The organism is Exiguobacterium sp. SL-10 (assembly GCF_004337025.1).
In the GTDB taxonomy this organism is placed as follows: domain Bacteria; phylum Bacillota; class Bacilli; order Exiguobacteriales; family Exiguobacteriaceae; genus Exiguobacterium.
In genome coordinates, this window is the sequence record NZ_SJUP01000001.1 from 136,861 (window position 1) to 163,739 (window position 26,879).

At 54.8% G+C, this 26,879-nt stretch carries 22 protein-coding genes, 1 pseudogene and 1 other annotated feature; of the genes and pseudogenes, 17 read left to right on the forward strand and 6 right to left on the reverse strand.

All coding sequences use genetic code 11. The features are described 5' to 3' along the window. Positions 1-19 precede the first annotated feature (19 nt). The 4 genes from EVJ33_RS00680 to EVJ33_RS00695 all read right to left on the reverse strand — a co-directional run bounded on the left by EVJ33_RS00680 (position 20) and on the right by EVJ33_RS00695 (position 3,254). The gene (locus EVJ33_RS00680; protein WP_131433547.1) at positions 20-796 is read right to left on the reverse strand and encodes an NUDIX domain-containing protein; all 777 of its coding nucleotides are present in this window, start codon (positions 794-796) and stop codon (positions 20-22) included. 124 nt (positions 797-920) lie between these two features. Beyond that, entirely contained in the window at positions 921-1,502 is a 582-nt protein-coding gene (locus EVJ33_RS00685) for a DedA family protein (protein ID WP_131433549.1), read from the reverse strand. 104 nt (positions 1,503-1,606) lie between these two features. Beyond that, positions 1,607-2,146, reverse strand: coding sequence for a transcription repressor NadR (locus tag EVJ33_RS00690; RefSeq protein ID WP_131433551.1), 540 nt, complete (start codon positions 2,144-2,146; stop codon positions 1,607-1,609). Then, positions 2,124-3,254, reverse strand: a complete 1,131-nt coding sequence (locus EVJ33_RS00695) for a cysteine desulfurase family protein (protein WP_236634494.1) — start codon at positions 3,252-3,254, stop codon at positions 2,124-2,126. Before EVJ33_RS00695 ends, EVJ33_RS00690 begins: the two co-directional genes overlap by 23 nt. 95 nt (positions 3,255-3,349) lie before the next feature. Between EVJ33_RS00695 and EVJ33_RS00700 the strand changes: the two genes are divergently transcribed. From EVJ33_RS00700 to yajC, 8 genes are all read left to right on the forward strand, one after another. After that, on the forward strand, positions 3,350-4,789 hold the full coding sequence (locus EVJ33_RS00700; RefSeq protein ID WP_131433555.1) for an L-aspartate oxidase: 1,440 nt from the start codon (positions 3,350-3,352) through the stop codon (positions 4,787-4,789). After that, a complete protein-coding gene (gene nadC, locus EVJ33_RS00705; protein ID WP_131433557.1) occupies positions 4,743-5,612 on the forward strand; it encodes a carboxylating nicotinate-nucleotide diphosphorylase in 870 nt (289 codons plus the stop codon). Before EVJ33_RS00700 ends, nadC begins: the two co-directional genes overlap by 47 nt. Next, a complete protein-coding gene (nadA, locus tag EVJ33_RS00710; RefSeq protein WP_131433559.1) occupies positions 5,575-6,654 on the forward strand; it encodes a quinolinate synthase NadA in 1,080 nt (359 codons plus the stop codon). The genes nadC and nadA overlap by 38 nt, the downstream gene beginning before the upstream one ends. 83 nt (positions 6,655-6,737) lie before the next feature. After that, positions 6,738-7,325 (forward strand): Holliday junction branch migration protein RuvA, encoded by a 588-nt coding sequence (ruvA, locus tag EVJ33_RS00715; RefSeq protein ID WP_021066894.1) that lies wholly within the window; start codon positions 6,738-6,740, stop codon positions 7,323-7,325. Between the two features lie 10 nt (positions 7,326-7,335). Then, the gene (gene ruvB / locus EVJ33_RS00720; RefSeq protein ID WP_131433561.1) at positions 7,336-8,331 is read left to right on the forward strand and encodes a Holliday junction branch migration DNA helicase RuvB; all 996 of its coding nucleotides are present in this window, start codon (positions 7,336-7,338) and stop codon (positions 8,329-8,331) included. A gap of 20 nt (positions 8,332-8,351) precedes the next feature. Beyond that, positions 8,352-9,395 carry a tRNA preQ1(34) S-adenosylmethionine ribosyltransferase-isomerase QueA gene (gene queA, locus EVJ33_RS00725; RefSeq protein WP_131434280.1) on the forward strand — a complete coding sequence of 348 codons (1,044 nt, stop codon included), beginning with the start codon at positions 8,352-8,354 and terminating at the stop codon, positions 9,393-9,395. Continuing rightward, positions 9,392-10,537, forward strand: coding sequence for a tRNA guanosine(34) transglycosylase Tgt (tgt, locus tag EVJ33_RS00730; RefSeq protein WP_131433563.1), 1,146 nt, complete (start codon positions 9,392-9,394; stop codon positions 10,535-10,537). The genes queA and tgt overlap by 4 nt, the downstream gene beginning before the upstream one ends. 83 nt (positions 10,538-10,620) lie before the next feature. Continuing rightward, entirely contained in the window at positions 10,621-10,899 is a 279-nt protein-coding gene (gene yajC / locus EVJ33_RS00735) for a preprotein translocase subunit YajC (protein WP_021066898.1), read from the forward strand. A gap of 25 nt (positions 10,900-10,924) precedes the next feature. On the opposite strand, the gene EVJ33_RS00740 is transcribed toward yajC, so the two are convergent. Next, positions 10,925-12,079 carry an NAD(P)-binding domain-containing protein gene (locus EVJ33_RS00740; protein WP_131433565.1) on the reverse strand — a complete coding sequence of 385 codons (1,155 nt, stop codon included), beginning with the start codon at positions 12,077-12,079 and terminating at the stop codon, positions 10,925-10,927. A gap of 177 nt (positions 12,080-12,256) precedes the next feature. On the opposite strand from EVJ33_RS00740, the gene EVJ33_RS00745 reads away from it, so the two are divergent. Both EVJ33_RS00745 and EVJ33_RS00750 read left to right on the forward strand, forming a co-directional pair. Then, a complete protein-coding gene (locus EVJ33_RS00745) occupies positions 12,257-14,041 on the forward strand; it encodes a methyl-accepting chemotaxis protein (RefSeq protein ID WP_131433567.1) in 1,785 nt (594 codons plus the stop codon). A 3-nt stretch (positions 14,042-14,044) separates the two neighbouring features. Further along, entirely contained in the window at positions 14,045-14,353 is a 309-nt protein-coding gene (locus tag EVJ33_RS00750; protein ID WP_131433569.1) for a hypothetical protein, read from the forward strand. Between the two features lie 102 nt (positions 14,354-14,455). Here the strand turns inward: EVJ33_RS00750 and zupT are convergent, their stop codons facing one another. Continuing rightward, positions 14,456-15,310, reverse strand: coding sequence for a zinc transporter ZupT (gene zupT / locus EVJ33_RS00755; RefSeq protein WP_131433571.1), 855 nt, complete (start codon positions 15,308-15,310; stop codon positions 14,456-14,458). A 219-nt stretch (positions 15,311-15,529) separates the two neighbouring features. On the opposite strand from zupT, the pseudogene secD reads away from it, so the two are divergent. From secD to aspS, 7 genes and pseudogenes are all read left to right on the forward strand, one after another. After that, positions 15,530-17,747, forward strand: a pseudogene (gene secD, locus EVJ33_RS15860) (protein translocase subunit SecD). Positions 17,748-17,849: 102 nt separating this feature from the next. Beyond that, the gene (recJ, locus tag EVJ33_RS00770; protein ID WP_131433577.1) at positions 17,850-20,141 is read left to right on the forward strand and encodes a single-stranded-DNA-specific exonuclease RecJ; all 2,292 of its coding nucleotides are present in this window, start codon (positions 17,850-17,852) and stop codon (positions 20,139-20,141) included. A 1-nt stretch (position 20,142) separates the two neighbouring features. Then, a complete protein-coding gene (locus tag EVJ33_RS00775; protein WP_034776883.1) occupies positions 20,143-20,661 on the forward strand; it encodes an adenine phosphoribosyltransferase in 519 nt (172 codons plus the stop codon). A 188-nt stretch (positions 20,662-20,849) separates the two neighbouring features. Further along, the gene (locus tag EVJ33_RS00780) at positions 20,850-23,039 is read left to right on the forward strand and encodes a RelA/SpoT family protein (protein ID WP_131433579.1); all 2,190 of its coding nucleotides are present in this window, start codon (positions 20,850-20,852) and stop codon (positions 23,037-23,039) included. 16 nt (positions 23,040-23,055) lie between these two features. Beyond that, entirely contained in the window at positions 23,056-23,499 is a 444-nt protein-coding gene (gene dtd, locus EVJ33_RS00785) for a D-aminoacyl-tRNA deacylase (RefSeq protein WP_131433581.1), read from the forward strand. A 38-nt stretch (positions 23,500-23,537) separates the two neighbouring features. Continuing rightward, positions 23,538-23,773, forward strand: a binding site (T-box leader). Positions 23,774-23,812: 39 nt separating this feature from the next. Further along, the gene (gene hisS, locus EVJ33_RS00790) at positions 23,813-25,093 is read left to right on the forward strand and encodes a histidine--tRNA ligase (RefSeq protein ID WP_131433583.1); all 1,281 of its coding nucleotides are present in this window, start codon (positions 23,813-23,815) and stop codon (positions 25,091-25,093) included. Next, positions 25,090-26,862, forward strand: a complete 1,773-nt coding sequence (gene aspS / locus EVJ33_RS00795; RefSeq protein WP_131433585.1) for an aspartate--tRNA ligase — start codon at positions 25,090-25,092, stop codon at positions 26,860-26,862. The genes hisS and aspS overlap by 4 nt, the downstream gene beginning before the upstream one ends. The last annotated feature ends 17 nt before the right edge of the window (positions 26,863-26,879 follow it).

The window sequence follows — 26,879 nt, forward strand, 5'->3', positions numbered from 1 at the left end:
TGGCGGTCCCTCCTTTTGTTTAAACGGTATGATGGCGCTCGACACGTTCGAGCAACTCGTATGGCCGGACTTTGTAGATGGCGTGCGGCATATACGTCGGGTCGATCGCATCGACGAGACGCATCTGGAAGTGATCCCGTTTGATATAGTCACCGACGTTCGACGCATCGACTTTGAAGAAGCCGACTTCTTGTGTCTCGCCTGCTTGTGGTTGCAAGTCGCCGGAGACATAGCGGGCGCGGAATGTGACGCAGAGGACGCGCGAGGAGACGTTTTGGTAGATGCCGGTGATGCCCTCGACTTCGATGTCGACCCCGGTCTCTTCTTTCACTTCGCGGTGCACGGCCTCGACAATCGACTCATGCTCTTCGACTTGACCACCTGGCATCTCGTACGTGTCGCTCCGGTGCGTGTTCTGGACGAGCAACACTTCGCCGGCCTCGTTCGTGACGTAAGCCGTCACGGAGACGATCGTGCGCGGCGGCGTGTAGTGACCGGTCGGCATCATGAACTCCTCACTCGACTTGATGTATAAATCTTTTCCGAGACGGGCCCGCTTCTTCATCGCTTCGCGACGTAAGCCGCTCGAGCGATAATCGCGTTCGACTTGTTCGTAGTGCTCGCGGTCACGGTATTCCCATAGGGCCATGACCTCGCTCTTGTCGTCGGTCACCCAACGACCGACGAGACGGGCGCCGTGCGATACCTGAATCGGATACAGGTATGTATGGAAAAACTCGGTGAATTCATCTAAGCGTTCAGGACGGATGGTGTACGTTTTTCGACGATGGAACATGGTAATTCCTCCTTTGAAGGTGGTATCTCTATTCCGAGAAAAAAACGCTTTCCTCACTACTCTCTATTCGGTACCGTATCCGTTTTTCCCTCTATTCAAAAAAAGTCAGCTCGAGCGCATCTGCTCAAGCTGACTTTTTAAATAGACGCGGATTCGTGCGGACGTAGCGGACGAGGAAGAACAGCCCGATCCCGATCCCAACATACGGCAAGAACCCGTGGGTGACCTCGCCGATTTGACGCCAATTACTGCCGAGCATCATCCCGAGTTTGACGAAGAGGAACGACCAGACGGCGAAGATGACGACGGTCACCGTCAAAAACTTACGGAACGATAACCGCATGACGCCGGCGCTGACTGCGAACAGCTGACGCCAAATGACGCTCAGACAGACAATCCAGGCACCGTACGTCTCGAACCAAATCTCGGCGCGGCGTTGTTTCGCCTCGCTGATGCGGAACGACCGATAGAGACGGAGCGCGACAGGGCGTCCCCCGTAGCGGCCGATCCCATACAGGACGATTTGACTGATGACGAACGCCGACCAGGCAAGCAGGAAGACGAACAGGAACGAGACGTCGAGGGAACCGGTCAAGTAGCCCCCGTAAGCGAGCACGAGCTCGTTCGGGATGAGTTGGATGAAGATGCCGAGCGGGACGCTGAAGACGCCGCACCCGAGCAACAGTTGCTCGAGAAAGTGCCACATGACCGTTTCCCCCTTTCCAAATTTTGTACAGGATGCATTCCATCCATCAGTATAACGAACATGAGGCGAAAGCAAAAGAAAAGATGTCACGTATTTGTGACATCTTAGTCGAGCTCGGAGACGAGGACACCGAGCCGCTCGAGTTCCGAGACGGCGGCATCGATGGCGTCTTCACTATCGGCCTCGAGCGTATGGATATGCAACCCACCCGTCAAATGCGACAGCGGGGCGGCCTGGTTCGCCTCGACCCGTTCGAGGAAAGCACGGACGTCGCGGCGGCTCTTCACCATCAGTTGGCCCGTCAATGACCCGTAGACCGGATGATCGATGATGACGTCGCGAATGGTGACACCTTCGTCGACGATGGCGTTCATTTCGGTCTCCATGGCCTCGGCCTCGTGACGACAGACGATTTTACGGGTGTAGGAGGACGGTGACGCCTCACCCGCTAAATAGACGTACCCGCGGGCGGTCGCGACGATTTGATGACCCTTCGCCTTCAAAAGCGACAAGTCTTGGACGACGACTTGTCGACTGACGGCGACGCGGCGGGCGAGCTCGGAGCCGGTGATCGGCTCGGAACTCTGTTCAATCATTTCCAGTAACGTGCGCCGGCGTTCTTCACCGGCTAAGCGTTTGTTCATAAGATCCAACTCTCCTTGCTAAAGTGACGATGGCTTCGGCGAGTGCCGTCGTAGCCTCGACGGTCGTATCTTCGCCGAAAGAAATGCGGACGAGTCCGTGGCAGGCGCTCGTTTCATAGCCGAGCGACTCGAGCATCCGGTTCGGTCCGTTTTGGCCGGCCCGACAAGCTGACCCCGCTGAAACTTGGAACCCGAGTCCGTCTAGTTCGGTCATCCACCATTGTCCGTCCCGCTTGTTCGAGACGAACGAGAAGATGGCAGGGCTCTGCTGGTCGAACTCGAGCCATTTTACGTAAGACGATGTCTTCTCTTTCAAGATAGCACGAAACGCTAAGAAATTTCTTTCATGACGTGTCCGTTGTTCATGACGGTCAGTGAACGCTTTGACAAAAGCGCAGATGCCGGGCACGTCGACCGTCCCGGGTCGGATGCCGTACTGATGATGTCCCGGATAATAAGGTGGGGGTAACAGCCGTTCCATATAGAGTCCCCCGACGCCTTTCGGTCCCCCGACTTTATGGGCGCTGAACGAGTAGGCGTCGATGCCGTCGACGGAAACCGGAATCTTGCCGAGCGCCTGGACGCCGTCGACGTGGAACAGCACTTTCTTATATTTCAATTGGCACAGGATCTTGTGGAGCGGCAGTGTCCAACCGGTGTCCGAGTTGACGTGTTGGAACGTGACGAGCCCGATATCCCGGTCGAGCAGATGCGTGAACGTCTCGTGGTCGAACCACCCGTCCTTCAGTTTCAGGCGGTGGACGGTCACGCCTTCGGCTTCCCACTCGTCGAGGAGGAGCGCGACCGAGTCGTGCTCTTGCCACGATGTGATGACTTCACGTCCTTTCATACGCTTCCGGAGACTCGTGAGGGCGATATAGTTGCTCTCGGAGCCGCTCCCGGTGAAGAGGAGCTTGCCGCGGAGCATGTCGAGTCCGAGCGCCTGCTTCAACAACCGTCGGGACTCGGTCAAGTAATCCTCAGCCATATAGCCGTGTGTGTGGAGGGAAGACGGGTTACCGTATACGTTTCGTGCCATCGCCACGTAATGGTCGAGAGCGGATTTTGTCATCGGGTGCGTCGCCGCATAATCAAAGTAACGGTTCATCGTAAGTTCCCCTTTTCTCATGTTGTCTTCTTCACAAAATTATGCGAAACTAGTTTACAAGTCAACATTACATATGAAAAACAGGTGATATACAGATGTCTTTACAGTTAGAAAGGGTCGATGTGTTGATTATCGGGGCCGGTTTGGCCGCGGTGACAGTCGCGCTCCATTTGCCTCAAACGTTGAACGTCTTGCTCGTCTCCAAGCACGAAGTAACAAGTGCGAACTCGGACATGGCCCAAGGGGGGATCGCGAGCTCGTATTTGGAGCCGTCGAGCGTCGATCATGAGCGGGATACGCTCGTCGCCTCAAAGATGGCAGCCATTCCTGAACGAGTGTATACGCTCGTCGAAGAAGGACGGAGCGCGATTGGCGATTTGGAGCGCTTCGGAGTCGTCTTTGATCGGGACGGTGCTGCATATGCCGTCGGCCGTGAAGGGGCACATGGGATGAACCGAATCTTTCACGTCGGTGGGGACGAGACCGGGCGTCACGTGATGGCGACGCTTCGTCGACAATTGCCAGACAACGTGACCGTCATGGAACACGTCTTGATTGATACGTTGGTGAAGACAGATGGCTGCGTCAGTGGGGCGACCGGTTACAACGGTGAGACGCGCCTTCACGTCCAGGCCGGCGCCGTCGTCTTGGCGACTGGGGGGATCGGTGGACTCATCGACTGGACGTCGAATTGTCGCTCGGTCACAGGGGACGGGCTCGTCTTAGCGGATGAGGTCGGGGCCCGACTCACAAACTTGTCGCGGATTCAGTTCCATCCGACGCTGCTCGCGGTCGATTCGCCTCATCTCGTGACGGAAGCGCTGCGCGGAGCTGGGGCGATGCTCGTCGATTCGTCAGGACGTCCTGTGATGGCCCACCATCCGCTCGGAAGCCTCGCTCCGAGAGACGAGGTCGCTCGGACACTCACGCGTCATGACGGTCCCGTCTACTTGGACACGAGCCGCGTCGAGCGGATCGAGGAACGGTTCCCGAAACTGGTGGCGACATGTGACATGAACGGAATCGACATCCGCCGCATCCCGGTACGGCCCGGACTCCATTTCCATATGGGTGGTGTCGACGTCGATGCCGACGGTCGTACGTCCGTCGCTGGGTTGTATGCGGTCGGTGAGGTCGCCGATTCGGGTGTCCATGGGATGAATCGACTCGCGTCAAATTCGTTACTCGAATGCTGGGTGTTCGGGAAGCGGGTGGCGGCAGCGGTGACGGTAGAGGAGAAGGAGAAGCCGTTCACGGTAGACGAGACGACCGTATACGAGATATCGGTTGATCTGTTCAGCCGCTATCGGCAACAGATTGGGAAATGGTTGACCATCTCGCCTCAGATTGGCGACATCACAAGTTTCTTAGAAAATACCCATGAACTGCCACAGACGAAACACGTGTCAAGACAATTAAGTGAACAGACGTTGAGTCTGAAAGCGGCACGCCTTTTGGCCCATGCCGTTATGAGAACGGAGGCTTCTAATGAACAAAATCGCATTACGCGAACAGTTGATAGCAATTTTACATGAAGACATCGGTTTCGGGGACGCCTCGAGTGCATTGATTGACCACCGCGAGACGTCCCTCGCCACGATCAGCGCCAAAGCAGACGGCGTCTTCTGCGGCATGGACGTCGTCCTTGAACTAGCGCAGTTACAGCGTCTCGTCGTCGAGTCATGTCAGCCGGACGGTACGGACGTTGTGGCCGGTGACACGCTTTTTGTTTTGCGAGGCAAAACGCGAACGCTCCTTGAGACGGAGCGTGTGCTGTTGAACCTTGTCCAACACTTGAGTGGGATCGCGACGATGACCCGTCGTTGCGTTGAACGGCTCGCCGACCCGACGATTGCCGTCACGGACACGCGGAAGACGACGCCGGGGCTCCGCATGCTCGAGAAGCATGCCGTTCGCTCGGGCGGCGGAAAGAACCATCGACTCCGTCTCGATGATGCCATCATGATCAAAGACAACCACATCACGGCACTCGGCGGGATCACGAATGCGGTTGAGCGCGCACGGACGCTTGCCGGTCATACGACGCCTGTCGAAGTCGAGGTCGAGACGCTCGATCAGTTACATGAGGCGATTGCGGCGAACGCGGACATCATCATGTTCGACAACCGCTCACCGGAAGAACTGAAGGCGTGGCGCGCGCTCGTCCCAGAGCATATCAAGACGGAGGCGTCCGGCGGCATCACCGTCGAGACGATCGCCCAGTATCGCGGTTCGGGAGTCGACGTCATCTCGATCGGGCAGTTGACCCATTCAGTGACGGTGCTCGATTGTAGTCTAAATCTTGTAGGGGGAATCAAACATGCAATTACTCGGAACGATGCCAGCACAATACGCTGACTTGACGATTGAACAGATGGAATCACGGATTGAAGCCATCAAAGCACGGCTGGGCAGTCGCTTATTTTTGCCGGCCCACCACTATCAAAAGGACGAGGTCGTCCAATTCGCGGATGCGACCGGAGATTCGCTCCAACTCGCACGGCTCGCCGAACAGATGAGTGACGCTGAATTTATCGTCTTCTGTGGCGTCCATTTCATGGCCGAGACGGCGGACATGCTGACGCGCGACGACCAGGTCGTCATCTTGCCGGACATGCGGGCCGGATGCTCGATGGCAGACATGGCCGACATCGATCAGACGGAGATCGCGTGGGAAGAACTGACGGATACGTTCGGCGACGGTATCATCCCGATCACGTACGTCAACTCGACGGCAGCCATCAAGGCGTTCGTCGGAAAGAACGGCGGCGCGACGGTCACGTCGTCAAACGCGCATGACATCGTGCGTTGGGCGCTCGAGGCGGGAGAGCGGGTTCTGTTCTTGCCGGACCAGCATCTCGGACGGAACACGGCGTTTGACTTAGGTGTGCCGCTCGAAGCGATGGCCGTCTGGGACCCGCTTCGGGAACGGCTCGTCTATGAAGGTGACAGCGAGGACGTCCGCGTCATTCTGTGGAAAGGGCACTGTTCGGTCCACGAGAAGTTCAACGTCGCCCAAATCGAGGCGCTTCGGAAACACGACCCGGAGCGGCGCATCATCGTCCATCCTGAATGTACGTTTGACGTCGTACAGGCGGCGGACGAGGCCGGGTCGACGTCATACATCATCGACCAAATCGAGGCGAGCGCGCCGGGGACGAAGTGGGCAGTCGGCACCGAGATGAACTTGGTCAACCGACTTGCGGCGACGCACCAGGAGCAAGATATCGTCTCGCTTAACCCGTACATGTGCCCGTGCTTGACGATGAACCGCATCGATTTACCGCATCTGCTTTGGGCGCTCGAGTCGCTCGAGACCGATCCCGTCAATATCATTCGCGTCGACGAAGAGACGACAAAGTGGGCGACACTCGCCCTTGAACGGATGCTCGCACGCTAAGGACAGGCAACCGCCTGTCCTTTTTTCGTGGCGGCGGTTATGGTACAATGAATGCAGTTTTCCTATGAAGAGGAGATATGACCGTGATTGAATTCGTAAAAGGCTCCGTCGCCTATGTGTGCGCGGAATATATAACGTTGGATGTTTCGGGCGTCGGCTACAAAGTACATGTGCCTAACCCGTTTTTTTATCGTGAACAAGACGAACATGTAATCGTGTTTACGCATCATTATGTGCGGGAAGATCAACAGACATTGTACGGTTTCCGCTCACGCCGGGAACGCGAACTGTTCAATAAACTGCTCGGCGTCAACGGCATCGGTCCGAAAGGCGCGCTCGCCATCGTCGCCTCGGGCGATATGGATGCCCTCATCGACGCGATCGAGACCGAGAACGAGAAGTACTTGATGAAGTTCCCGGGTGTCGGCAAGAAGACGGCCAAACAGATGGCGCTCGACTTGAAAGGCAAGCTGTCCGAGCTCGCCCCGGACTATGTGCCGAACACCGGCTTATTTGCCCAAGGCGCGTCCGAACTCGACGAGGCGTGCGAGGCGCTCGTCGCACTCGGATACTCGGAGCGTGAGATTACCCGTGTCCGCAAGGAATTGAATTCAGAAATATTGACGACAGACGCTTACATAAAGCGCGCCCTGCAATTGCTATTGAAATAAGGAGGAGACCATGGACGAACGATTGTTGTCACAATCCCATCAACAATATGAAGACTCAGAAGAGTGGAGCTTGCGTCCGCAAAGGTTCGAGCAATATATCGGGCAGGAGAAGGCGAAAGGCAACTTGTCAATCTTCATCCAAGCCGCGAAGCTACGAAGCGAGACGCTCGACCACGTCCTCCTTTACGGTCCCCCGGGACTCGGAAAGACGACCCTCGCCCAAATCATCGCTAACGAGATGGGCGTCGGCATCAAGACGACAGCCGGTCCGGCCATCGAACGACCGGGTGACCTCGCCGCGATCCTGTCGACGCTCGAACCGGGCGACGTCCTGTTCATCGATGAGATTCATCGCTTGAGCCGCACGATCGAAGAGATTCTCTATCCGGCAATGGAAGATTACTGTCTCGACATCGTCTACGGACAAGGCGAGATGGCGCGAAGCGTCCGCATCGACTTGCCGCCGTTCACGCTCGTCGGCGCGACGACGCGGGCCGGCATGTTGTCGGCGCCGCTCCGTGACCGCTTCGGTGTGACGTTGAAACTTGAATACTACGAGACGCATGAGCTCGCCGCCATCGTCAGCCGGACGGCCCAACTGTTCCGCCTGTCAATCTCACCAGAGGCGAGCGGTGCCATCGCGAAACGTTCACGTGGCACGCCGCGGATCGCCAACCGGCTGTTACGCCGGGTCCGTGATTTTGCCCAAGTGGCAGGTACGAAAGAAATCGACCCAGAGCTCGCTTCAAGTGCGCTCGACCGGTTGCACGTCGACGCCCTCGGACTCGACGAGGTCGACCACCGGCTGTTACGGGCGATGGTCGAACGGTTCGGCGGTGGCCCGGTAGGACTCGAGACGCTCGCCGCAACAATCGGGGAAGACGCCCAGACGATTGAGGACGTGTATGAGCCGTACTTGTTGCAGCAAGGTTTCCTGCAACGGACACCACGCGGCCGGATGATTACCCAGTACGCAAAGACGCATTTTGGCTATGAAGAGGAGTAAACGATATGCAAGACATTCAATTGAACGTAAACGATTATGATTTTGACTTACCAGAAGAACTGATCGCCCAAGTACCGCTTCTCGATCGGACAAGCTCACGACTGCTCGTCCTCGACCGCGACACGGGCGACATCGAGCATCGTCATTTCCGCGACGTGCTCGACTATTTACAGGCAGGCGACGCGCTCGTCGTCAATGACTCGCGCGTGCTCCCGGCCCGACTGTTCGGGGCGAAGCAAGAGACAGGCGGGAAAGTCGAACTCCTTCTCTTGAAACAGACGGAAGATGATGTGTGGGAAGCGCTCGTCAAACCTGCGAAGAAAGTCCGCGTCGGCGCCATCGTCGAGTTCGGCAACGGGTTGCTCCGGGCCGAATGTGTCGAAGAGCTCCCGGAAGGCGGTCGCCGCTTCAAGTTCGATTACGACGGCATCTTTTATGAGATTTTAGATGAGCTCGGCACGATGCCGCTCCCGCCATACATCCGTGAACAGCTCGACGACCAGGACCGTTATCAGACGGTGTACGCCCGTGAACGCGGGAGTGCGGCCGCACCGACGGCAGGCCTTCACTTTACGGAAGAACTGCTCGCGGCGGCGGAGGCGAAAGGTGTCAAGTTGATCCCGCTCACGCTCCATGTCGGGCTCGGCACGTTCCGTCCCGTCACGGCCGATACGATTGAAGAGCACACGATGCATAGCGAGTATTTCGAACTATCGGCCGCTTCGGCTGAAGCGCTCCGCGACGTCCGTGCAAATCACGGACGCGTCTTCGCGGTCGGGACGACATCGACCCGGACGCTCGAGACGATCGTGCGCGACCATGGGGATTTCGTCGAGTCATCGGGCTGGACGGACATCTTTATCTACCCAGGCGTCGAGTTGAAGGCGATTGATGGATTGATCACGAACTTCCATCTGCCGAAGTCGACACTCGTCATGCTCGTTTCGGCGTTCGCGTCGCGCGACATCATCTTGAACGCGTACCGCACGGCGGTACAAGAACGTTACCGCTTCTTCAGCTTTGGGGACGCGATGCTCATCACGAGGAAGGAAGAGAACAAATGACCAAACACGCAGTCACATACGAACATATCCATACATGTAAACAGACGGGAGCGCGGCACGGAATCGTCCATACGCCGCACGGGTCGTTCGAGACACCTGTCTTTATGCCGGTCGGCACACAGGCGACCGTCAAGACGATGGGACCGGAACAAGTCAAGGCGATGGGAGCGAACATCATCCTGTCGAACACGTACCACCTTTGGATCCGTCCAGGACACGAAGTCGTCAAACAAGCCGGCGGCCTTCATAAGTTCATGAACTGGGACGGTGCGATTTTGACGGACTCGGGCGGCTTCCAAGTCTTCTCGCTCGCCGACCTTCGCAACATCCAAGAAGAAGGCGTCCATTTCCGCAACCACTTGAACGGTGACAAGTTGTTCTTGTCACCGGAGAAAGCGATGGAGATTCAAAACGCGCTCGGTTCGGATATCATGATGGCGTTCGACGAGTGCCCGCCGTTCCCGGCGACACACGAATACATGAAGAAATCGGTTGAACGGACGAGCCGGTGGGCAGAGCGTTGCCTCGCGGCACACGAGCGTCCACAAGATCAGGCGTTGTTCGGCATCATTCAAGGTGGAGAGTACGAAGATCTCCGTCGTCAAAGTGCGGCTGACCTTGTCTCGCTCGATTTCCCAGGTTATGCCGTCGGTGGATTATCAGTCGGCGAACCGAAGGACGTCATGTACCGCGCGCTCGAGTTTACGACACCGTTCATGCCGGAGAACAAGCCGCGCTACTTGATGGGCGTCGGTTCACCGGATGCGTTGATCGAAGGTTCGATTCGTGGGATCGACATGTTCGACTGCGTCTTGCCGACACGGATCGCCCGCAACGGGACACTCATGACATCGAAAGGTCGCGTCACGATTAAACATGCGAAACATAAGACGGACTTCGGCCCAATCGATGAGAAGTGCGACTGCTACACGTGTAAGAACTATTCACGCGCGTACGTCCACCACTTGATTCGTGCCGACGAGATGTTCGGACTTCACCTCTGCTCGACACACAACCTTCACTTCCTCGTGAACTTGATGAGTCAAGTACGTCAAGCCATCCGCGAAGACCGCCTCTTGGACTTCAAGGAAGAGTTTTTCGAAGAATATGGGTATAACAAACCGAACGCCAAGAATTTCTAATTGTTCTGACAGCGATTATGTGACAACGTTTCAGTTTCACGGTATAATGAACCTGATATTGAAGGAAAGGGTGAATTTTACGCATGGAAACTCTCGTAGCACTATTACCGATGATCCTTATTTTCGTCGTGTTCTACTTCTTGTTGATCCGTCCGCAGACGAAACGTCAGAAGGAAGTACAATCGATGCAAAACGCGCTTGAGCGTGGGGATCACGTCGTAACAATCGGCGGCCTTCACGGCGTCGTCCACCAAATCGAAGACACACAAGTCACATTGAAATGTGACCAGTCACTCCTCAAGTTCAATCGCAGTGCGATTGCTGAAGTGACGAAAAAAGGCAACTCTTCATTCGCCGAGTAACCAAACAACGCCTGACCATCACTGGTCAGGCGTATTTTTGTGCAGAAAATAGTTGGGGGATGATCCGTCGGGCCGCCTCTTGTCCGCCATAGATGGCACGGGCGAACGGTCCGACGATTAAATCGGCATAGGCACCGGTCATATAAAAATGATCGGTCCAAGCGAGTGTCTCATCGAGTACCGGAGTCCCGCATGGGGTGAGCGGCAAGTCGAGTTGCTCGAGGAGCGGGCGGAGAAACGACTGGTTGACATCGAGCGGGCGAATCCCGGTGCAACAAACGATCTCAGACGACGGGAGAGCACGTCCGTCGACAAATAGCTGGTCGTCACGCCGGACCGCTTCCCCGATCACGTGATCGATCAGGCCTTGGCGGATGAGTCGTTTCACTTTGAGGACGAGGTCGTTCGGAGACGTACCGGGGCGACGCTCGGCTTTGACGAAGGAGCGTTTCCCGACCCAATCGTCATCAAGTTGATGGAACGCACGCAAGCCTTTCGGTCCCATAAAGCTACGGTCGGCGTCGAACTGACTCACCTCGAGCGGTCGTTTCGTGACGAGCGTGACGCGATGTCCTTTGTGATGCCGAGCCAAGGCGTAATGGAGCGCTGTAATCCCACCACCGACAATCGTCACTTCTTCTTGCTCTAGTGGCTCATCAGCTGAAAAGATATGTCGGCAACCTGGAAGTCCGGCCCATTCTGGAAGACGGACGACGTTCGACTGTCCTGTCGCGACGATGACTACGTCGGCTGTGATCCGGCGATTTTTCGTCTCAATGATGTAGACGTCATCGAGGCGCGACACCCGTTCAACAGGGGCGTTCCCGATGAAGCGGGACGTTAGCTGCCAGTCGTCAATCATCTGGTCACAGTGATCGTTGAACAAGGCGAGCGAAGGACGTCCGAACGTGTCTTTAAAGTGATGGGAACCGTAATCATAATTGGCGGCAAACTGCTTCAGCGCGTGCGGGTTGGACGAGAGGTGATGAACACGCGTCGAGCGTAAATGCGACATCGAGATGCGTCCGGTTTGTGTTTTCCAATTGCTGAGCGGGGACTCGTTCGCGTCGATCATCATCAAGTCGTCGAGTGCTCCACCTTGTTCTAAGTAGGAGACGGCGATCGTCATGCCATGAATGCCGCCGCCGACTATCAAAATTTTTGTATGTGAAGAAATCATTGTTCCACCTCATAAGTAGTAATCATTACGATTTGTATCATAGCGGAAATGACGTCTTTTTGTCAAACTGTGTCAATACGACGAATCATCCACCTGTTTTCTAAAAATCAAATTGAATCGTGAAAACGTTTGCATTATTGTCAAGTTGAGAAGAATTGGAAAGAAGGAGAAGAAGACATGGATGTGAAACGATTGCTACGCCCGCTATATAAATGGAAGGTCCGGCGTCGCCCTGACCGCATGACAGGACGTTCGTCGATGCGGCGCAAGATGGCGATGGCGCTCGTACCGACGTTGATCGCTTTATTGATCGTCGGGGCGCTCGGCTCGTACCAATTACAGAACGCGACGTCAGAGTATGACCGGGTGTTGAACGAGCGGCTCCAAGACATGCTCGTCGCCGAAGACTTAGCGCTGACCGTAACGGATGCCGAGCGCTACTTGAACTACTACTTGCTCGTCTCGAATCCGAAGACATTGATCAGCCTTGAGGCTTCCCAGACGAAACGGGATGAGTTGATGACTACGCTCCAACAGTCGACGGAAGACCCGAAAGTGCTCGCGTCGCTTGACGATCTCGAGAAGTTCAATCAACATCTCGACACGGAAATGGCGCGTGTGATCGACCTGCGTCAGCAGCAAGACGAAATCGGTTATAAGACGGTGCTTAATACGAGCGTGACGCCGACGACGGACCGTGTCCGGATGACGGTGACCGATCTCGTCACGTATCAAGGTGAAGCGCTCGCCGCTGAGTCGGAAGCGGTCCAGGCGAGTGCCGGGCAATCAATCATTTGGATGATCGTCATCAGCGTCATCGGTGTCGCTGTCGGTCTACTTTCGCTAGTGGCGCTTCAAAAACTGTTCTTGAAGCCAATCAATCGTCTCGTCCGTGAAGCCCGAGTCGTCGCGGAAGGGGATTTGACCGGAGGCGATATCGAGGTCGGTTCGAACGATGAACTCGGTGACCTCGTCACGGCGTTCAACGATATGAAACGCAACCTCGTCGGACTGATTCGGCAAGTCGGAGCGGCCTCGGATAAAGTGACGGCCTACTCAGAAGAGCTTTACGCCAGCACGGACCACGTCGCCACGACGACGCAAGGCGTGGCCGGGTTGTTCGAACAGATGAACGTCAACGCTCAAGTCTCGGCAAAACGGGCTGAAGAAGGGACGTCCGGCGTCAACCAAGCCGTCGTCGGCTTGAACCAGATCGCCGCGGCCTCGCAAGGCGTGAACGAACAGACGATCCATACGCTCGAAGCAGCGAGTGGGGGACTTGAGACAATCCAGTTGGCCGAACGACAAATGCGTGAGATTCAACAAGCGAACGACTTGACGCAACAGATGGTCAAGCGTTTGTCGAACCAGTCGCTTGAAATCGAGAAAATCACGCGTTCGATCACCGCCATCACGGAACAGACGAACCTACTCGCCTTAAACGCCGCCATCGAAGCGGCCCGGGCCGGTGAACATGGGAAAGGGTTTGCTGTCGTCGCGGCCGAGGTGCGAAAACTCGCCGAAGAGTCAAAACAGTCGGCAAAACAAATCCAAGCGGTCGTCGTCGATATCCAGCGTGATACGTCAGAAGTTGAGTCCGCGTTTGACGTCACGAGTCAACACGTGACGAGCGGCGTCACCCAAATGGGAGAAGTCGCCGGTGCGTTCCGTGAAATCGTCTCCGTCATCCAAGAGACATCCCGTCAAATGAGCGAGATCGCGGCGGCAACAGAAGAAGTGAGTGCGAACACGACCGAGGTCGCGGTCTCGGTCGAAGATATGTCGACGAATGCCGTGTCGACGCAACGAAGCGTGGAAGAGGCGGGTGCGAACGTCGAAGAGCAACTTGCCGCCATCCAAGAAATCAACGGCATCGCCGAGACGATGAGCCATATGTCGGTCGAACTGAAAGATCTCGTGCATTTGTTTAAGACGTCGACTACTCCATCTCAAGAGGTCTGAAAAGTGAACCATATACTTGCATGGATTGAGATATTACTCGATCAAATGGCGAGTGATGCAGAAAGGGACGACGCTGCCATGGATTTAGGGTTTTCCTTAAATGAAGAGGCGGTGGAGGTTGCATTATTGACCGTTGCAAATGATGAGACGGTTGATGAAATGATTCGAGCGAGTTGCGGAGAATCGTTGGCCCAAATCTGGATTGCCCAAAATCAGGTAAGCCATGAAAAGTTAGCATTACTGACTGGAATCGCTAGGGATGAAGCAATGGCGTTAATCAAGAATGAAGACTTGGAGGATATGCTAGAGTAGGCAACGGCTCCATATCGTTCGTTCAAACCCAAAAAGAGGCCGTAGAAACGAATTGTTTCTACGGCCTCTTCCTATTTACGATTTTTTTGAGCGTTCGGTTCATCACATTAACAAAATCAGACTCGCTGCCATGACCATCATACCGGCGACCATTCCGTACACCGCGTGGTGGGCCCGACCGTATTCACGAGCGGCAGGAAGGAGTTCATCGAGCGAGATGAACACCATGATGCCACCGACAGCCGCGAACAAGAGGCCGAACACCGTGTCGCTCAAGAACGGCATCAAGAGAAGGAAGCCGACGACTGCTCCTAGCGGTTCCGCGAGCCCGGACAAGAAGGACAGCTTCAACGCCTTTTTCCGAGAGCCGGTCGCGTAATAAATCGGGACCGATACGGCAATCCCTTCCGGAATATTGTGTAACGCGATAGCGACGGCAATCGCGAGACCGACGGCCGGGTCATCAAGAGCTGACACGAACGTGGCCAGACCTTCCGGGAAGTTATGGATGGTGATGGCGAGCGCCATGAACAGCCCCATCTTATGAAGCCGTTGTTTCGTCTCTTGGTTCAACGGGACGCGATCGGTCGCCGTCGTCGCAAGCTCTTGTGATGATGGGTCATTTTGCATCGTCTCGACGAATTTGACTTCGTGGGGGTTCTCGAGAGATGGGATGAATTTGTCGATCAAGGCGATCAACAACATCCCGCCGAAGAACGCGAGGACGGTGTAGAGTGTCCCAGCCTGCTCGCCATGGGCCCCGACGAGTTCATCGAGCGCTTTAGGGAAAATCTCGATAAAGGATACGTAAATCATGACCCCACCTGAGAAGCCAAGGGACACCGACAAGAATGCCGTATTGGTCCGTTTGGCGAAGAAGGCGATCATACTTCCGATCCCCGTCGCGAGTCCAGCGAACAGCGTCAGTAAAAAGGCATAGAGTATCGTACTATCCATTGGAAAGGACTCCTTTACTTGTAGTGTGTAAGTTGATAACCACATCATAGCTCAAGTTTTGCCCTAATGCAACTTTTAGTCGCAAGCGCAAAAAAACGTGGGAAATCAACGTGTGGGTGTTACAATTTTAGGAAAACGATTGATAAATGTTTAGAATATTTGTAATGTTAACGAGAGAAGTTTTTTAACAGAACAGGTGTTTAGAAAGGAAATAGTCGTATGTACAAAAAAGGGAATATTGCGATCTTTGCGGTCATCATGATCGCAACGATCTTGCTCGCCGCCTTGACGACGCCATGGGTCGTGAAAAACACGAACCTCGGCCTCGACCTCAAAGGCGGATTTGAAGTGTTGTACGAAGTCCAGCCGCTCGAAGACGGCGATGTCATCGATCAATCAGCGATGAATGCAACCGTTCGCGCCATCAACAACCGGGTCAACGTCCTCGGCGTCTCGGAACCGGACATCCGGATTGAAGACGAGAATCGCATCCGCGTCCAACTCGCAGGCGTAGAGAACCAAAACGATGCCCGCGAAGTGCTCTCGTCGACAGCCCAGCTCACATTCCGTGACATTGATGACAATGTTCTTCTCGATGGAAAGGACCTAGCGCCTCGTGGGGCTGCTCTTGGTTTCGATCCGAATAATGGGAGTCCAGTTGTGGAATTGACCCTGCAATCAGCAGAAAAATTCGGTGAAGTCACGTCGCAGATCGCCCAGCGTCCGGCTCCGGAAAACCGTCTTGTCATCTGGCTAGATTTTGAAGAAGGCGATTCATATGAACAAGAAATTCAAAAAGAGAACTCGAAAATCGTGTCAGACGCGACAGTCAGTGGACCGATTGTCTCAGATAAAGCCATCATCTCGGGTGGCGATATTACTGCCGACAGCGCTAAACAGCTGGCTGACATCTTGAACGCCGGTGCGCTTCCGGTCAAACTCGAAGAAATCTATTCGACGTCGGTCTCGGCCCAGTTCGGTCAAGACGCACTCGATAAGACCGTGTTCGCGTCACTCATCGGGATCGCAGCCATCTTCTTGTTCATGTTGTTCTTTTATCGTTTACCTGGTCTCGTCTCGATCATCACGCTCATTTTGTATATCAATTTGATTATGTTGTTCTTTAACGGGATTAACGCCGTCTTGACGCTTCCTGGGATTGCCGCCCTCGTCCTCGGTGTCGGGATGGCGGTCGATGCGAACATCATCACGGCCGAGCGCATCAAGGATGAACTCCGGTCAGGGAAGTCGGTCCTATCAGCATTCCGTGCCGGGAACCGACGCTCGCTCAGTACGATCATCGATGCTAACTTGACGACCCTCATCTCGGCAGCGGTCTTGTTCTATTTCGGGACGAGCTCGGTCCGTGGGTTCGCCATCATGCTCATGATCTCGATTGCGATGACGTTCATCTCGAACGTCTTCATCTCGCGTTATTTGATGCACCTCCTCGTCTCGAGTCGTCTATTCGACAAACGAAAAGGCTGGTTTGGTGTGAAGGAGAGTGAAATCCGTGAACTTTAAGCTCACTGAATTAAACTATGTGAAACATATGCGCACGATGTTCATCGTCTCGTGTGCCATCGTCATCATCGGTCTCGGCATCTTGTTCTTCCGCGGCTTGAACCTCGGAATCGACTTCGCATCCGGGACACGGGTCGAAGTCTCGACCGAGTCACAAGTGTCGCAAGAAGAATTGGCGTCGGCGTTTGAAGAAGCCGGTGTCGATGAAGAGATTTCGTCGGTCCAATACGCGGAAGGCGGAACGCTCGCCAACGTGACGTTCGTCGGCCAGCTCGCTCAAGACGAAGTCGCCTCGGTGAAGACCGTGTTCACGGAAACGTTCGGGAACGATCCGAACATCAGCACCGTATCGGCCGAGGTCGGTCGTGATATCGCTCGGAATGCCATCTATGCGGTCGCACTCGCGTCGCTCGGGATCATCCTCTATATCACGTTCCGCTTCCAATTCTCGTATGCGGTCGCAACGGTCGTCGCCATGCTTCACGATGCGTTCTTCATGATCGTGGCCTTCTCGATTTTCGGTATCGAGGTCAACTTGTACTTCGTCGCCGCCGTCTTGACGATCATCGGTTATTCGGTCAACGATACGATTGTGACGTTCGACCGCGTCCGCGAGAACATTCAGGCGTATGAGAAGGAACGGAAAATCAAATCGATGGACGTGTACCGTGACATCGTCAATACGTCGATTCAAGAGACGATCGTCCGCTCGGTCAACACGGTCATCACTGTGCTCTTGACGGTCATCGCCTTGTACGTGTTCGGTGCCGAGTCGATTCGCGGTTTCTCGATCGCATTGCTCATCGGTCTCGTCATGGGGATGTACTCATCGATTTTCATCGCCTCGTACTTGTGGATGCTCCTCAAAGGCATGTCGCTCAACAAAAAGAAAGAAACCGCCCCAGAGGCGTAACAGCAGGTCTCCCGCATCGTTCGGGGGACCTTTTTTGAATGTCAAGACGGCACTTCACTCGCTCGTTCTGATATAATCAACAATTGATTGGAGTGAAGGACTATGTATCATGCAAAGAAACGATGGGTGTATCCGGAGACGGATACGACCGCGGTTGAACAGCTACAGACAGAACTGAATATATCGGAGCAACTCGCGACGCTCCTCATGCAACGGGGGCACCGCGACGTCGAGGCGGCGAAGGCGTTCCTGCACGTCGAGGATAAGCTTGAGTTCCACGACCCGTACTTATTTGAACAGATGAACAAAGTTGTTGATCGTTTGAAACGCGCGGCCGATGACGGCGAGATGGTGCTCATCTACGGCGACTATGACGTCGATGGTGTCAGCGCTTCGGCGGTCATGTGGCACGCTTTGACCGAAATCGGTGTCATGGCAGAATGTTACATCCCGAACCGTTTCACAGAAGGATACGGTCCAAACAAAGAGGCGTTCAGCTGGGCGGCGGGTGAAGGGTTCACGCTCATCATCACGGTCGACTGTGGGATCTCCGGGATCGAAGAAGCGGCGCTCTTAAAAGAGCTCGGTGTCGATTTGATCATCACCGACCACCACGAGCCGAAAGAGACACTTCCAGACGCGTTCGCCATCATCCATCCTCACATCGATCCGTCGTATCCGTACGACAAACTCGCCGGGGCAGGCGTCGCGCTCAAAGTGGCTCATGCCGTGCTCGGTCGGATGCCGGAAGAGTTGCTCGACTTGGCCGTGCTCGGTACGATCGCCGACCTCGTCCCGCTTGACGGGGAGAATCGCTTACTCGCGAAGCTTGGTCTGAAGGCGCTCGATGATTCGAAACGTCCTGGAATCCTCGCGCTTCGAGAAGTGTGTGCGTTGACGGACGGGACGTTGAACGAGGAGTCGGTCGGTTTTGCGTTCGGACCACGGATCAACGCCGCCGGTCGTCTTGATTCGGCGATGCCAGCACTCCAGATGTTGCTCGCTGAGAGTGTCGAGGAGGCACTCGAATTGGCCCAGAAGCTCGACAAACAGAATAAAGAACGCCAAGACATCGTCAAAACGATCGCGAAAGAAGCGACAGAACTTGTCGAGGCCTCGATGACGGACGACCGCGTCCTCGTCGTCGCCAGCGAACGCTGGAATCCGGGCGTTGTCGGAATTGTCGCATCACGACTCGTCGAGGCGTACTATCGTCCGGTCATCCTGTTGTGCCATGACCCGAAAACGGGGAAGGCGAAAGGTTCTGGCCGTTCGATCGACGGGTTCGACTTATTCAAAGAACTATCACAAAATGAAGACATCTTGCCGCACTTCGGTGGACACCCGGCCGCAGCCGGAATGACACTGTTATCGGAGAACGTCGCCGAACTGCGCCGACGTCTGAACGAACAAGCCGAATCGATTCCAGACGAGACGTTCGTCGCTCGTGTCAATGTCGACTTGAAGCTCGACGTGAACGACGTATCGCTCGATTTGATTGCAGAGATCGGGAAGCTCGCCCCATTCGGGATGGGCAATCCGTCACCGCGAGTCGTCGTGGCGGACGCAAGACTTCGTGATATCCGTCAAATCGGACGTGACAACACCCATTTGAAAGTTCAACTCGCTGGGGACAAGCGAGAACTCGACGGCATCGGCTTCGGCTTCGGTCACGTCGTGTCCGAGATTTCGAAGATGGCCAACGTTTCGGTCATGGGCAGTCTGCAGGTCAATGAATGGAACGGGATGCGCAAACCGCAGCTCATGATTCAAGACATCCGTGTCGACGGGTTTCAAGTGTTCGACTACCGCGGCAAGAAAAATTCGCTCGACGAATTGAAACAGCTCCCGGGCGACACGACGTCATTCGTGTCGTTCCAAGGGCGAGACGACTTCCCGCTCCACGACCTCGATACGCCGCTCAAACCGTTCGTCGTCTTGCTTGATTTACCGGACGAGGAAGAGGTGCTTGCGGACATGTTGACCGAGGATGTCGAGCGTGTGTACTGTGCGTTCGGACAAGGCGGATCGTTTTTCGAGAAGTTACCGACGCGAGAAGATTTCCGAACATATTACGTCCATATGGCGACGTGCGAACGGAAACACTTGCGTGAAAACTTGATTCGTTTGTCAATTGAGCGAAAATGGTCAAAAAATACGATTCAATTTATGCATCAAGTATTCTCTGAACTCGAATTTCTTGTTACAATGGAAGACGGACTGCCTGGAGTGAATCCAGAAGCGCCGAAACGTGATTTGACCGAAGCGCCGTGTTACAAGCGCCGGGTCGGACGAGTCCAACTCGAGGAGCGTTTCACCTATGCGTCGTTGGCAGAACTGAAAGAGCGGTTACAATCATTGCGATCGAACAAGATGCAGGAGGCTTACACATAAAATGGATTTCAAACAGCATATTAAAGAAGTAGCGGATTACCCGAAAGAAGGAATCAGCTTCAAGGACATCACGTCACTCATGCAAGACGGCCCGGCTTATAAAAAAGCGGTCGATGAGCTCATCGCTTACGCACAAGAGCGCGGTGCTGAACTCATCGCCGGTCCAGAGGCACGCGGTTTCGTCGTCGGTTGCCCGGCAGCGTATGCACTCGAACTCGGGTTCGTCCCGGTCCGTAAAGAAGGCAAGTTGCCACGTGAGACGGTTCGCGTCTCTTACGGACTTGAATACGGTACAGACATTTTGACGATGCACAAAGACTCGATCAAACCTGGGCAACAAGTCGTCATCTTGGATGACTTGCTCGCAACAGGCGGTACGATTGAAGCAACGATCAAAATGATCGAACAGCTCGGTGGCGTCGTCGCCGGAATCGGATTCTTAATCGAACTAGATGGACTTGGTGGACGTGAGCGACTCGAAGGATACGACGTGTTCTCACTCATCCGTTACGAAGATTAATCAAAGGGAAGCGATGGCTTCCCTTTTTTGAATAGTTTTTGAGGAAAATAACCCGCAACCTTTGACAGGTCGTCAGATTTTTTCGATAATAGAAAGTAAAATTAGAATATACACATGTACGTTAACTACTACCATGCTTCGACTTGTCCGAGTCGATTGGAGCGGTAAGAAAAAGGGTGTCGAATGTTATGACCAAAAAACAAATCGTAAGTATTGAGGACCTTCTCGACGCGCTCGGGGAGTATATGGGTGAAGACGAGATTGCCGAAGTGAGACGCGCTTACGAATACGCCAAACTGCATCATACCGGTCAGTTCCGACGTTCCGGCGAACCCTACATTCTGCATCCGGTCCAAGTGGCCGGTATTCTCGTTGATATCGGGTTAGACGCGACGACGATTATCGGTGCGCTTCTTCACGATGTCGTTGAAGACACGGACATCACGCTCAAACAGCTCGCTGACGAGTTTGGGGTCGAGGTGGCTATGCTCGTCGATGGGGTGACGAAACTCGGTAAAATCAAATATAAATCGAAAAAAGAAGAACTCGCCGAAAATCACCGCAAGATGATTATCGCGATGGCAGAAGATGTGCGCGTCATTTTGATCAAACTCGCCGACCGTCTGCATAATATGCGGACGCTTCAACACATGCCAAAAGAGAAACAAGTTCAAAAGGCGGAAGAAACGCTCGAGATCTTCGCACCGCTTGCCCATCGGATGGGGATTTCGACGATCAAATGGGAGCTCGAGGATATCTCGTTACGTTATATCAACCCGCAGCAATACTACAAGATCGTCTCGATGATGAAACAGAAACGCACCGAACGGGAAGCGCTCGTCACATCGGTCATCACAGAAGTGAACGCCGTCCTTGAGGATGTGAGCATTGAAGCCGACGTCAACGGCCGCCCGAAGCATATTTACTCGATTTACAACAAGATGGTGAAGCATAAGAAAGAGTTCAATGAAATTTATGACTTGATGGCGGTCCGGATCATCGTTGATTCGATTCGTGACTGCTACGCGGTCCTCGGCATTATCCACACGCAATACAAGCCGATGCCAGGCCGATTCAAAGATTATATCGCCATGCCGAAACCGAACATGTATCAATCGCTCCACACGACGGTGATCGGACCGAAGGGTGAGCCGCTCGAAGTGCAAATCCGGACGAAGGACATGCACTTCATCGCCGAGTTCGGGATTGCAGCGCACTGGGCGTATAAAGAAGGAAAGAACGTCGCGACGAACGGATTCGATGAGAAAATCGCCCACCTTCGCGAAATTTTAGAGTTGCAAAAAGATACGACCGACGCCGAAGAGTTCATGGAGTCGCTCAAAGTCGATTTCTTTAGCGACATGCTCTACGTCTTCACACCGAAAGGGGACGTTTTCGAGTTGCCGAAAGGCTCGGTCCCGATCGATTACGCCTACCGCATCCATACCGAGATCGGTCACCGGATGACGGGCGCAAAAGTGAACGGACGGATGGTGCCGCTCGACCATAAACTCGAGACAGGTGACATCATCGAAATCATCACGTCGAAACATAGCTATGGACCGAGCAAGGACTGGCTCAAACTCGCCGTCTCGAGTCAGGCGAAGAACAAGATTCGCCAATGGTTCAAGCGCCAACAGCGTGAAGAGAACGTCGAGAAAGGCAAAGAACTCGTCGACGTCGAAATCAAGAAGCTTGGCTTTGAGCCGAAAGAAGTGATTGATGACCAGTCGCTCGCCGTCGTCGTCGAGAAGTTCAACTTCGGGAACGAGGAAGAGATGTACGCCGCGGTCGGCTATCATGGCATCACGGCCGCCCAAGTCGCCCATAAGTTGACGGAGAAGCAGCGCAAAGAGCCGAAACTCGAGTTGTCGGATGCGATCAACGAATTGAAAGTCAGTCAGTCACCGAAGAAGAAGACGGCAGAGGCCGGCGTCTCGGTGAAAGGGATCGACAACATGCTCATCCGCATGAGCCGTTGCTGTAATCCAGTACCGGGCGACGAAATCGTCGGGTATATCACGCGCGGACGCGGCGTGTCGATTCACCGGAAGGACTGCTTGAACATCATCAATGAGCAGCATCCGGAGCGGCTCCTCACGGTCGAGTGGGAAGTCGGTCAGGCGAAAGAGAAGAACTATAACGTCGATATCGAGATCACCGGATACGACCGTTCAGGGCTCTTGAACGACGTGCTCCAAGCCGTCTCGGCGACGAACACGAACATCGTTGCCGTCAGCGGACGCGGGGACCAGAACAAACAAGCTCGTATCTCGATGACGATCTCGATTCCGAACGTGAACCATCTGCAAAAAGTCGTCGACCGGATTAAGCAAATCTCGGACGTGTATTCGGTCAGCCGAGTCATGATGACGTAACGAAAGGAAGATATCAGTGCGTGTATTGTTGCAACGAGTGAAAGAAGCGTCCGTTACCGTCGATGAGGAGACGATCGGTCAAATCGAGGCCGGCTATCTGCTCCTCGTCGGGGTGACCCACGAGGACACCGAGACGGAAGTGAACTGGCTCGCCGATAAGGTGGCCGGACTTCGTGTCTTCGAGGACGCGGACGAGAAGATGAACTTATCGATTCAAGACGTCGACGGCAAAGTGTTGTCCGTGTCGCAGTTCACGCTTTACGGGGACACGCAAAAAGGCCGCCGTCCCGCATTCACGCAAGCGGCGAAGCCGGACATCGCGGAACGACTTTATGAGAAGTTCAACGATCGTTTACGGACGCACGGTCTCGTCGTCGAGACCGGGAAGTTTGGGGCGATGATGGATGTCGCGCTCGTCAATGATGGACCGGTCACGCTCATGCTCGAAAAAAACGCTTGACAGAAGCGGGCGAGATTCGGCATCATGAATCATATAACCTAACACCTACGATAAAGAAGAGTACGGTCACCCCACCAGCAAAGAGAGCGATGCCGAGGCTGAAAGCATCGACTGGATGATGACCCGAACGACACTTTGGAGGTGCTTCCTTGAACTTTTAGTAGGGGGAGCCGTTTCATCGGGCGTTAACCGATTTCGAGTGGCAGAGTTTCAAGTATTGGCTCTGCAACGAGGGTGGTACCACGGGAAACTTTAACAGGCTCTCGTCCCTTTGCGGACGAGGGCCTTTTTGTATTCTAAGGAGGGAAATTGGATGAAAGCACCACGCGGCACACAAGACCTGCTTCCGGGCACGGTCGAGACGTGGCAGTATGTCGAAGAGAAACTACGCGACATTAGCGCCCGTTACAACTATAAAGAGATTCGTACCCCGATTTTTGAAACGACCGACCTGTTCACACGCAGCGTCGGCGAGACGACGGACATCGTCCAAAAAGAGATGTTCACGCTCGTCAAGAAAGGCAAGGACGAGTATACGCTCCGTCCAGAAGGAACGGCCTCGGTCGTCCGCGCTTTCGTCACGAACAAGCTGTTCGGTAGCCCCGACCAGCCGACGAAATTGTATTACATGGGACCGATGTTCCGCTACGAGCGTCCACAAAAAGGACGCTTCCGCCAATTGCACCAATACGGTGTCGAGGCGATCGGCAGCAGCGACCCGGCCGTCGACGCGGAAGTGATCAGCCTCGCCTACACGATTTACAAATCGTTCGGCCTCAAAAAAATCAAAGTCGTCGTCAACTCGCTCGGTGACGCCGAGAGCCGCAACGCTCACCGCGAAGCGCTCATCCGCCACTTTGAGCCGGTCCAACACGAACTTTGCCAAGATTGCCAGACGCGGCTTCATCAGAACCCGCTTCGCGTCCTCGATTGCAAAATCGATCGCGACCACCCGTCGATGAAATCGGCACCTTCGATTCTCGACTTCTTGAACGAAGAGTCGAAGACGTACTTCGAAAAAGTACTCGCGCACTTGGATGCGCTCGGCGTCGCCTACGTGGTCGACCCGACGCTCGTCCGTGGTCTCGACTACTACACGCACACGGCGTTCGAGATCATGTCGGAAGCAGAAGGCTTCGGCGCCATCACGACACTATGCGGCGGTGGACGCTATAACGGTCTCGTCCAAGACATCGGTGGACCGGACATGCCGGGCATCGGTTTCGGGATCGGGCTCGAGCGTCTCATCCTCGCTCTCGAGAACGAAGGGGTGCTCCCATCACTCGAAACGGGACTTGACGTCTTCGTCGTCGCCCAAGGCGGGACGGAAGTCGAAGTGACGGCGACACGCTTGTTGCAACTGCTTCGCATCGAAGGCTTCAAGGCGGACCGTGACTATCTCGGCCGCAAGTTCAAAGGACAATTCAAACAAGCCGACCGTTTGAACGCGAAGTTCACCGTCATCCTCGGAGACGATGAAGTCGAACGCGGCTCGGCATCCCTTAAGGTCATGGCGACCGGGGAACAAGTCGACGTGCCACTCTCGGCCGTCGCAGACAAAATTCGTGAACTATCGGAAGGAGCAGGACAATGATCGGACGCACACATATGAATGGCCGCGTGACAGAGTCACTGATCGGTCAAGACGTACAATTGAAAGGATGGGTCCAAAAACGTCGCGACCTCGGAGGCCTCATCTTCATCGACCTTCGTGACCGCACAGGTATCGTCCAAGTCGTCGTTCGCCCGGAAAACGAAGCGGTGCACAAGCTCGCCGAGTCGATCCGCAGCGAATACGTACTCGATATTAAAGGGACCGTCCTCGAGCGTGAGAATAAGAACCCGAACATGCCGACCGGAAACATCGAAGTCATCGCCTCTGAAATCAACATCTTGAACGCGGCGAAGATGACACCGATTCCAATCGGCGACGAGGCCGAGAACGTATCAGAAGACCTCCGTCTCAAATACCGTTACCTCGACCTCCGTCGTCCGGCGCTCCAAGAGACGTTCCGTCTCCGTTCGAAGGCATCGAACACGATCCGTAACTTCTTGACGGAAGAGGAGTTCCTCGAAGTCGAGACACCGATTTTGACGAAGTCGACACCAGAAGGCGCGCGTGACTATCTCGTCCCGAGCCGTGTCCACGGCGGCGAATTCTATGCGCTCCCGCAATCACCGCAGTTGTTCAAACAACTCCTCATGGTGGCCGGATTCGATCGTTACTTCCAAATCGCACGCTGCTTCCGTGACGAAGACCTTCGGGCCGACCGTCAACCGGAATTCACACAAGTCGACATCGAGACGAGCTTCATGGACGTCGAAGACTTGATGACGATGATGGAATCGATGATGGCGCAAGTGATGGAAGCGACGCTCGGTCGCACCGACACGCCTGCTAAGTTCGAGCGGATGACACACGCGGAAGCGATGCGTCGTTTCGGTTCAGACAAACCGGACACACGTTTCGGTCTCGAACTCATCGACGTCGCGGACGCTGTCACAGGTGCCGGCTTCAAAGTGTTCGATATGGCCCTCGAGTCAAACGGACAAGTGAAAGCGATCAACGTCAAAGGCGAGGCGGACAAGTTCTCGCGTAAAGACATCGACAAGCTTCAAGAATTCACGGCCGTATACGGTGCGAAAGGTCTCGCTTGGCTCAAAGTGACGCCAGAAGGCTTGAACGGACCGATCGCCAAGTTCTTCGACGAGACGTATGCGCAGAAGTTGATGGACGCGACGAACGCAGAAGCGGGCGACCTGCTCCTCTTCGTGGCGTCAAAACCGACTGTCGTCGCCGACAGCCTCGGCGCACTTCGCGTCAAACTTGGTCATGAGCTCGGGCTCATCGACGAGTCGAAGTTCAACTTCCTTTGGGTGACGGACTTCCCGCTCGTCACGTTCGAAGAAGAAGACGGCCGTTTCTACGCCAACCACCACCCGTTCACGATGCCAAACCGTGACGACCTCCACTTGCTTGAGACGGACCCGGCGAGCGTACGCGCCCTCGCCTATGACCTCGTCTTGAACGGGTATGAGCTCGGCGGCGGATCGCAACGGATTTATGAGCGTGACATTCAAGAGCGCATGTTCAAATTGCTCGGCTTCACAGAACAAGAAGCAGTCGACCAGTTCGGCTTCTTGCTCGAAGCGTTCGAATACGGCACACCGCCGCACGCGGGTATCGCGCTCGGTCTCGACCGTCTCGTCATGATCCTCGCGGGTCGTTCGAACCTTCGTGACACGATCGCCTTTCCGAAAACGGCGTCGGCGAGCTGTCTGTTGACGCAAGCACCAAGCCCGGTCGCAGACGCACAACTCCAAGAGTTGTCGATTCGGACAGCGGTGAAAGAGAAGAAATAAGTAAGCAAAAGGAGGTT